This window comes from Hydrogenophaga sp., assembly GCF_965657535.1.
Taxonomy (GTDB): domain Bacteria; phylum Pseudomonadota; class Gammaproteobacteria; order Burkholderiales; family Burkholderiaceae_C; genus Hydrogenophaga.
In genome coordinates this window covers 457,813-465,581 of record NZ_CBFHOP010000005.1, presented here as the reverse complement: position 1 = coordinate 465,581, position 7,769 = coordinate 457,813, and the positions used below count along the sequence as shown (strand labels likewise).

General features: G+C 64.5%; 7 protein-coding genes. 4 read left to right on the top strand and 3 right to left on the bottom strand.

Features of this window, described 5'->3' with window-relative positions; genetic code table 11:
* Positions 1-217: 217 nt before the first annotated feature.
* From ACTG4K_RS11690 to ppk2, 3 genes are all read right to left on the bottom strand, one after another.
* Positions 218-1,531 carry a hypothetical protein gene (locus ACTG4K_RS11690; protein WP_439114379.1) on the bottom strand — a complete coding sequence of 438 codons (1,314 nt, stop codon included), beginning with the start codon at positions 1,529-1,531 and terminating at the stop codon, positions 218-220.
* Positions 1,528-1,881 carry an ArsR/SmtB family transcription factor gene (locus ACTG4K_RS11685; protein ID WP_439114378.1) on the bottom strand — a complete coding sequence of 118 codons (354 nt, stop codon included), beginning with the start codon at positions 1,879-1,881 and terminating at the stop codon, positions 1,528-1,530. The genes ACTG4K_RS11690 and ACTG4K_RS11685 overlap by 4 nt, the downstream gene beginning before the upstream one ends.
* A 71-nt stretch (positions 1,882-1,952) precedes the next feature.
* Positions 1,953-2,873, bottom strand: a complete 921-nt coding sequence (gene ppk2 / locus ACTG4K_RS11680) for a polyphosphate kinase 2 (RefSeq protein ID WP_439114377.1) — start codon at positions 2,871-2,873, stop codon at positions 1,953-1,955.
* A gap of 178 nt (positions 2,874-3,051) precedes the next feature.
* Between ppk2 and ACTG4K_RS11675 the strand changes: the two genes are divergently transcribed.
* The 4 genes from ACTG4K_RS11675 (at position 3,052) to ACTG4K_RS11660 (ending at position 7,734) form a co-directional block, all read left to right on the top strand.
* The gene (locus ACTG4K_RS11675; protein ID WP_439114376.1) at positions 3,052-3,918 is read left to right on the top strand and encodes a GNAT family N-acetyltransferase; all 867 of its coding nucleotides are present in this window, start codon (positions 3,052-3,054) and stop codon (positions 3,916-3,918) included.
* Positions 3,919-3,967: 49 nt separating this feature from the next.
* A complete protein-coding gene (locus ACTG4K_RS11670; RefSeq protein ID WP_439114375.1) occupies positions 3,968-5,050 on the top strand; it encodes a glycosyltransferase family 4 protein in 1,083 nt (360 codons plus the stop codon).
* Between the two features lie 104 nt (positions 5,051-5,154).
* Positions 5,155-7,233, top strand: a complete 2,079-nt coding sequence (ppk1, locus tag ACTG4K_RS11665) for a polyphosphate kinase 1 (RefSeq protein WP_439114374.1) — start codon at positions 5,155-5,157, stop codon at positions 7,231-7,233.
* 18 nt (positions 7,234-7,251) lie between these two features.
* Complete coding sequence (locus ACTG4K_RS11660; RefSeq protein WP_439114373.1) at positions 7,252-7,734, top strand: SixA phosphatase family protein; 483 nt, start codon at positions 7,252-7,254, stop codon at positions 7,732-7,734.
* Positions 7,735-7,769: the final 35 nt, after the last annotated feature.

Below are 7,769 nucleotides of genomic sequence, written 5' to 3'. Positions count from 1 at the left end.
GAGCGGGGGTCGGTGCTGTCGCGCTCGGCTGCGCCGAAGGCGGCGCGCAGGGCCAGGCGGCCGATGCGGCCCATGCCGTTGATGCCTACTTTCATGTGTCGGATCCTCAGCAAGGGAGAAATGAACCGGCACGGGAGAAAAAGGCTTCAAAGCTTGTTGAATTGTTGCCGTGCGGTGTGACCGGCGTGCGACGGCCCTTGCCCTTTTGGCCCGGGTGTCACGCGGTGCCGATTACCCGGTTGGTGCCGCCCAGGCTCAACGGCAAGCTGGGCAGCACCACCACTGGCGAAAAGCCGCCGCCTTCGGTGCGGAAGTTGGTGGTCTGGCCGGCCCAGGTGCGGGCCGCCAGAAACTGGATCTGTCCGCGGTAGGTGTAGGCGCGCAGGTCGAGCTTGAGCCGGGTGGGCTGACCGTCCACCTGTACCAAGCGTTCGCTGGGTGGCACGGTGATTTGCGCCACGTAGTCGCCCGCCAAAATGTCGGCCCACACCCGCCGGGTGAGCTTGTCGCCACGGTAGGCTGCGCGGGCGCTAAACCCGGCAGCGGGCTTGAAGAACAGCGCCCGCCGCTGAGCCCACAGGGCGTCGGCGTTTTTGGTGGTGACCACCTGCGTGGTCGGCACCACGGCCTGCAACGTGGCACGGTCGGCAGCACGCACGCCCCAGGCTTCGAGTTGGGTGGGATCTGACAGGGCGATCAGGTTGCGCTTGTTGGCGTAGACGGCGTGGGTACGCGGGTTGGGCGTGACCACGGCCGCACCAGCCTGGTACGCGTGTTGCAAGGCTTCGTGACCTGGGTCTTGCAGGTAAAAGTCGGTGAGCCGGTTGTAGACCAGATCCACCGGCATGCCAGGTGGCAGGGCAGGGTGCCAGAGCGCGCCGCTGTGCCACTGCAGTTCGCGCGGGTCGGCCACCACGGCCAAGCAGCCACGGGCCGCCATCAGCGCGCGGGCCATTTCAAATTCGGGCGCCAGGTATTGTTGAGCGGGCGCGTCGTCCACGATCAACACGTTGCGCAATGGCACGTTGCCGCGCTGCGCTTGCCACTCTGAATGGAACATGTCGCTGAACAAGGTGTCCAGTGCTGGCGGTGTGTCTTGGGGTTCGGCTGGCGAGGTGCCGCAGCACGCCCGGTGTGCCCTGGCCAGCGCGGCGTTCAGCAGGGCACCGCCCGCGTTGCTGTTGATCTCGATGAGTTTTGGGCCGTGGTTGGCCAGGTGAAAGTCGTAGCCCATGAACACCCCCGCAGGTCCCCAGTCCGCCTGGGCAATCGGGTGGGCCCGGGCCAGGGCCTGGGCTCGCCAGGCGGGCAGGGCGATCACCCGTTCCAAGGCGGTCACCGCGTCGGCTATCTGGGCCCGCACGTCGGCGTCCAGAAACACCGCAGTGGCTGAAAACAGGTGCGGGTGGGTGTGCGCCAGCTGGGCCGTCAGGCCTTGCAGCGCGGGGCTGGTTTCCAGTTGCTCGCGCAAACGGCTTGCCTCCAGCGTCTGGCAGGCGCAGCCCAGGTTGAGTGTGTTGGCCAGGCTCATGTGGTCTCCCCACACACGCTGCGGGTGCAGGTTGGCGCCACTTCGCATGGCTCCTCGGCGCAGCAGTGCTCGGTCAGGTAGCCCAGCAGGCCGTTCATGCGCTCAAAGTTCGCTCGGTAAATGAGGTGGCGACCCCGCGGCTCAGCGTTCACCAGTTCGGCGCGGGCCAGTTCTTTTAGGTGAAACGACAAGGCGCTGGGCGACATGCCCATCCGCTCGGCGATGGTACCGGGTGTCATGCCTTCGGGCCCGGCCACCACCAGTTCCCGAAAAGCCCGCAGGCGCTGCACCTGGGACAGCGCGGCCAGGGCGCGCAGGGTGGTGTCTTCCTGGTGTGTGGTGGTTTTCATATTTCAACTATAAAAGAAAGGTTGAAGCAATTGGAAACCTCCCGTTGGCGCAAACTTGGGGATCGGCCCGCTCAGTACCGCTCAGGCACCACCATCGAATCGGGTACGGGCTGTCTCAGGTAGTCGGGGTTGCGCACCCGGCCAGGCAGCACCACCTCGGGCCGCGCCACCTCGGTGTAGTCAAACTGTTCCAGCAGGTGGTGGATGCAGTTCAGGCGGGCTTTCTTTTTGTCCACCGCCTGCACAACCCACCAGGGCGCTTCGGCAATGTGGGTGCGCTCGATCATGGTTTCTTTGGCCTTGGTGTATTCCTCCCAGCGCCGGCGCGACTCCAGGTCCATCGGGCTCAGCTTCCACTGTTTGAGCGGGTCGTGGATGCGCCCCAGAAAGCGCAGGTGTTGCTCGTCGTCCGTGATCGAAAACCAGTATTTGATGACCCGGATACCCGAGCGCACCAGCATGCGTTCGAACTCGGGTACCGAGCGAAAGAACTCCTCGACTTCGTCGTCGGTGCAAAACCCCATGACCTTTTCCACCCCAGCCCGGTTGTACCAGCTGCGGTCAAACAGCACCATTTCACCCGCCGCCGGCAGGTGCGCCGCATAACGCTGAAAGTACCACTGCGTGCGCTCGCGGTCGTTGGGGGCGGGCAGCGCCACCACGCGGCACACGCGGGGATTGAGCCGCTGGGTGATGCGCTTGATCACGCCACCTTTGCCGGCCGCGTCACGGCCCTCAAACAAAATCACCACCTTTTCCTTGGTGTTGGCCACCCAGTCCTGCAGCTTCACCAGCTCGCCCTGCAGCCGGAACAACTCGCGGAAGTAGGCCAGCCGTTGTGCTTTCTCATCTGGGCTCTGTGCGTGGTCGATGCCGTCCCACCCATCGGTCAGGTGGCGGTCTTCAATTTCCAGTTCCAGCTCCTCGTCGTAGCTGTCCAGCAGGTCGCGTTCCATGCGGCGAATCAGGGTTTCAGTTGGGCTGACATGCATTGCCGTGACTCCATTGTTGAATGGGCAACAAGTTACGCCGCTTGTGTGACAGCAGCGTGACCCGCAGGCGGGCGGGCCACCGTCACGCGTTCGTCATGCCGCTGACACGCACGCGTCATGCCTGCTTCCAACAATCAGCTCTGTCACCACGTGGTGACAGACCAGAGGAGCATTCCTGATGAAAGAATTACCCACGCCCACGCTGGATTTGTCGCCCGCCTCGCTGGTGCGGGCCGTGCACCAGCCGCGCACCGACTTCAAGCCCAAGCCCCTGCTGAATGCACCCACGGCCGTCGAGCCGGGCGCTGCGGTCATCGAAGTTTCCTGGGCCCGCCACCTGGGTGAGGTGCGTGAAGCCCAAAAGCTGCGCCACAGTGTGTTTGCCGGTGAAATGGGCGCGATCTTGTCCAACGCGGTACCCGGCCACGATGTGGACCTGTTTGATGATTTTTGCGAACACCTGCTGGTGCGCGACAGCGCCACCCACCAGGTGATCGGCACCTACCGCGTGCTCACGCCCGCCCAGGCCAAGCGCGTGGGCAGCACCTACAGCGACACCGAATTTGACCTGACCCGCCTGCGCAACGTGCGCGAGCGCATGGTGGAGCTGGGCCGCAGCTGCGTGCACCGCGACCACCGCCACGGCGGCGTCATCATGGCGCTTTGGGGCGCGCTGGCCGCGTTCATGGAGCGCAACCAGCTCGACACCATGATTGGCTGCGCCAGCATTCCCATGCAGCACGAAGGCCCGCACGGCATGGTGGGCGGTGGTCATGCGGCGGCCAGCATCTGGCGCCAGCTCAAAGCAACGCACCTGGCACCCATCGATTGCCACGTGCGGCCACGTCTGCCCTTGCCGATTGAGCAGCTGGACGACACCCTCGACGTGGAGCCGCCCGCCCTCATCAAGGGCTACCTGCGCTTGGGCGCCAAGGTCATGGGGCCGCCGGCCTGGGACCCAGATTTCAACGCCGCCGACCTGCCCATGATCATGCGCATTTCGGACCTGCCCAGCCGCTACCGCAAACACTTTCTGGGCGCCTAAGCCCACCAGCTGCACGCGGATCCTGCAACGGAAAAGAGGGAGACAAAAAATGAAGATTTTGTTGATCACAGATGCCTGGAAACCGCAATTGAACGGCGTTGTCACCACCCTGGTGGAGCTGGTGCGCGAATTGCAGACGCAAGGCCACGAGGTGGTGGTGATTCAACCCGGGCAATTTCGCACTGGGTCGTGCCCCGGTTTTGCAGGGCTGGGTTTGGCCCTGTGGCCCGGGAGCCGGCTGGGCCGCTTGATAGACGCCGCCCAGGCCGACGCCATCCACATCGCCACCGAAGGCCCCTTGGGCTGGTCTGCGCGGCGCCACTGTTTGCGCCACCAGCGGGCGTTTACCACCGCTTTTCACACCAAGTTCCCCGACATTTTGCGCAGTGCAATGGGCGTTCCCTTGTCCTGGAGCTATGCGCTGTTGCGCCACTTTCACCGACCCAGCAGCGCGGTGATGGTGCCTACGCTCGGCGTGTTGCACATGCTGGAGGCCAAGGGCTTTCAAAATCTGCGCGAATGGTCACACGGCGTGGACACGCGTTTGTTTGCGTTTGCCCGCGAAGCGTTCGAATACCCGTCGCTCGGGCACTTGGCCAGACCGGTCAGCCTGTGCGTGGGCCGCGTGGCAGCCGAAAAAAACATCGAAGCCTTTCTGAAACTGGATCTGCCCGGCAGCAAAGTGGTCTGCGGTGTGGGGCCTCAGGAAGCCGCCCTGCGCGAGCGCTATCCCAACGTGCACTGGCTGGGCGCCTTGCCGCGCCACGAACTGGCCCATGTGTACGCGGCGGCCGATGTGCTGGTGTTTCCCAGCCGCAGCGAAACGTTTGGTCTGGTGATGCTGGAGGCCATGGCCAGTGGCTTGCCCGTTGCCGCCTACCCGGTGGACGGCCCCTTGCAGGTGGTGGGCGACAGCGGTGCCGGTGCCTTGCGCGAAGACCTGCACGAAGCCTGGTCGGATGCCCTGCGGATCAACCGCGAGCAGGCCCGCGCTCGCGCGGTGGTGTTTGGCTGGCGCCCTGCGGCCGAGCGGTTTGTGGCGTTGCTGGCCTGGCTGCCGCGCCAGGCACAGCCGCTGCAGCGGTTTCGCCCCACCCGCGCTGCGCCAACGGCAGAGCACCGAACCGTGTAAAACTGTCACACGCTTGTCATCCGCCCGTTGAATAATTGTCAAATAGACGCACCAGCGCTGTTTGTCGGAGGGGCGAGCAGCGACTGTGCCATTCGACGGGAACCATGAGCGCCAACAGCCACAACCACCGCCTGCATTTTCTGGACAGGGACCACAGCATCCTGGCCTTCAACGAAAGGGTCATGGACTGGGCGCGACGCGCAGACGTACCCTTGCTGGAGCGGCTTCGCTACCTGAGCATCGTCTCCAGCAACCTCGACGAATTTTTCGAAGTGCGCATGGCGCCTCACCTCGCCGCTCGAAAAACCAACGAGCAGCGTGGGCTGTACACCGTGGAAACACACGACCGTGTGTCCGCCAAAGTACACGCCCTGGTGGCGCAGCAATACGCCATCTACAACGACGAACTGCTGCCCTTGCTGGAGAAAAAGGGCATCAAGCTGGTGGCGCATGGCGAGCGCAACCCGCGCCAGCGCCGTTGGGTAAAAGCGTTTTTCGTGCGCGAGGTGCAGCCGCTGCTGATGCCGGTGGGCCTGGACCCGGCGCACCCCTTTCCCCAGGTGGCCAACAAGTCGCTCAATTTCATCGTGCGCCTGACCGGCAAAGACGCCTTTGGGCGCGAAAACGAAATCGCCATCGTCAAGGTGCCGCGCATCTTGCCGCGTTTTTTCCGCATGCCGCCCATCAAGGGTTCCAAGCAGACGCACTTTGTATCTATTTCGAGCCTGATCCGCTCGCACCTGGCCGACCTGTTTCCGGGCCGCCAGGTCACCGAGTTTTCGCAGTTCCGTGTGACCCGCCATTCCGATCTGGCGGTGGACGAAGAAGAGGTGAAGAACCTGCGCACCGCCTTGCGCAAAGGCTTGCAGCAGCGCCACTACGGCGAGGCCTTGCGGCTGGAGGTGTCGGCCGGTTGTTCCGAATACCTGTCCAGTTTCTTGCAGGCGCAGTTTGCTTTGCCCGCTGAGGCGCTGTACCGCGTCCCTGGCCCGGTGAACCTGGTGCGGCTGAACCAGTTGATTGACCAGGTGGACGCGCCAGCGCTGCGCTTTGACAGCTTTCACGGCGGCTGGCCCGTTCAGCTCACGCCGGGGCAGTCGTACTTTGAACGCTTGCAACAGGGCGATGTGCTGATCCACCAGCCCTACGAGAGCTTCGACGCTGTGCTGGCTTTTCTGCGCGAAGCGGTAGAAGACCCGAATGTGCTGGCGATCAAGCAGACCATTTACCGCACCGGCGCCAAGTCCGAGCTGATGAACCTGCTGCGCGAAGCCGTGCGCCGGGGCAAAGAGGTGACGGCGGTGGTGGAGCTGAAGGCGCGCTTTGACGAAGAAGCCAACATCAACTACGCCGAGCGGCTGGAGTCGGTGGGGGCCCAGGTGGTGTACGGCGTGGTGGGCCTGAAAACCCACGCCAAGATGCTGCTGGTGACGCGACGCGAAGAAGGCCGGCTGCGCCGCTACGGCCACATTTCAACCGGCAATTACAACCCCGGCACCGCGCGGCTCTACACCGACATGAGCTACCTCACGGCGGACGACGCGCTGACCGCCGACCTGGAGCAAATATTTTTGCACCTGGCCAGTCAGAACCGCCTGCCCAAGCTCAACAAAGCGCTGATCGCCCCTTTTCACCTGCACAAAGCGATGCTGGAAAAACTGGAGGCGGCGGGCGCTGCAGCGCGCGACGGCAAAGACGCTCGGATCGTTTTGAAAATGAACGCGCTGACCGACGAGCCCCTGGCCCGCGCGCTGGCCCATGCTTCCCAGCAGGGCGCCAAGATTGACCTCATCGTCCGTGGTGCCTGCATCTTGCCGGCCCAGGTGCCCGGCGTGACCGACAACGTGCGCATCCGCTCGGTGATTGGGCGCTTGCTGGAGCATTCGCGCGTGTGCTACTTCCGGGTTGATGCAGCCGAAGAGCTGTGGCTCTCCAGCGCCGACTGGATGAACCGCAACATGCTGCGCCGGGTGGAACTGGCCTGGCCGGTGACCGACCCTGTGTTGCGCCACCGCGTCATGGACGAGTGCATCAACGCCTACTTGCACGACACCAAAGACGCCTGGCTGCTGCAGCCCGACGGCTCGTATGTGCCGGCAGGCCTGACCGGCACGGGCAAGGCTCGGGCTGTGCTGCACTCGGCGCAGGCCATGCTGATGGCACGCTATGGCAGCAAAGGCTGACCGTTTCGAAGGACGCAGATGGACCTGATTCTGTGGCGCCACGCTGAAGCCTTTGAACACCCGGACCCCGTGCTGGGCCAGCAGGGCGACCCGCAAGACCTGGCCCGGCGGCTCACACCCCGGGGCGAAAAGCAAGCCGCGCGCATGGCCGCCTGGCTGGACCGGCAGCTGCCCTCAGCGGCCCGTGTGCTGACCAGCCCGGCGCAACGCACCGAACAGACCGCTCTGGCACTGGACCGCAAATACAAAGTGCGTGAAGAGCTGGCTCCTGGGGGCGATCCGCTCGCCTTGCTGGCGTTGGCGCAATGGCCCCACGGCAAGACACCGGTGGTGGTGGTGGGCCACCAGCCCACCCTGGGGCAGGTGATTGCCCGCCTGCTAGGGCTGGCCGAAGAAGACTGCCCGGTGCGAAAAGGGGCCATCTGGTGGCTGCGCCAGCGCGAGCGCGGAGGCGCGCTGCAGACCGTGCTCTACACGGTTCAAACGCCCGAGCTGCTGTAGCGCCACGGTGCGGCGCTGCGCACCACCCCACCCGC

Excerpts from the sequence above, each read along its gene's own strand:
- ACTG4K_RS11690 (WP_439114379.1), bottom strand. The coding sequence starts at position 1,531 with ATGAGCCTGGCCAACACACTCAACCTGGGCTGCGCCTGCCAGACGCTG.
- ACTG4K_RS11685 (WP_439114378.1), bottom strand. The coding sequence starts at position 1,881 with ATGAAAACCACCACACACCAGGAAGACACCACCCTGCGCGCCCTGGCC.
- ppk2 (WP_439114377.1), bottom strand. The coding sequence starts at position 2,873 with ATGCATGTCAGCCCAACTGAAACCCTGATTCGCCGCATGGAACGCGAC.
- ACTG4K_RS11675 (WP_439114376.1), top strand. The coding sequence starts at position 3,052 with ATGAAAGAATTACCCACGCCCACGCTGGATTTGTCGCCCGCCTCGCTG.
- ACTG4K_RS11670 (WP_439114375.1), top strand. The coding sequence starts at position 3,968 with ATGAAGATTTTGTTGATCACAGATGCCTGGAAACCGCAATTGAACGGC.
- ppk1 (WP_439114374.1), top strand. The coding sequence starts at position 5,155 with ATGAGCGCCAACAGCCACAACCACCGCCTGCATTTTCTGGACAGGGAC.
- ACTG4K_RS11660 (WP_439114373.1), top strand. The coding sequence starts at position 7,252 with ATGGACCTGATTCTGTGGCGCCACGCTGAAGCCTTTGAACACCCGGAC.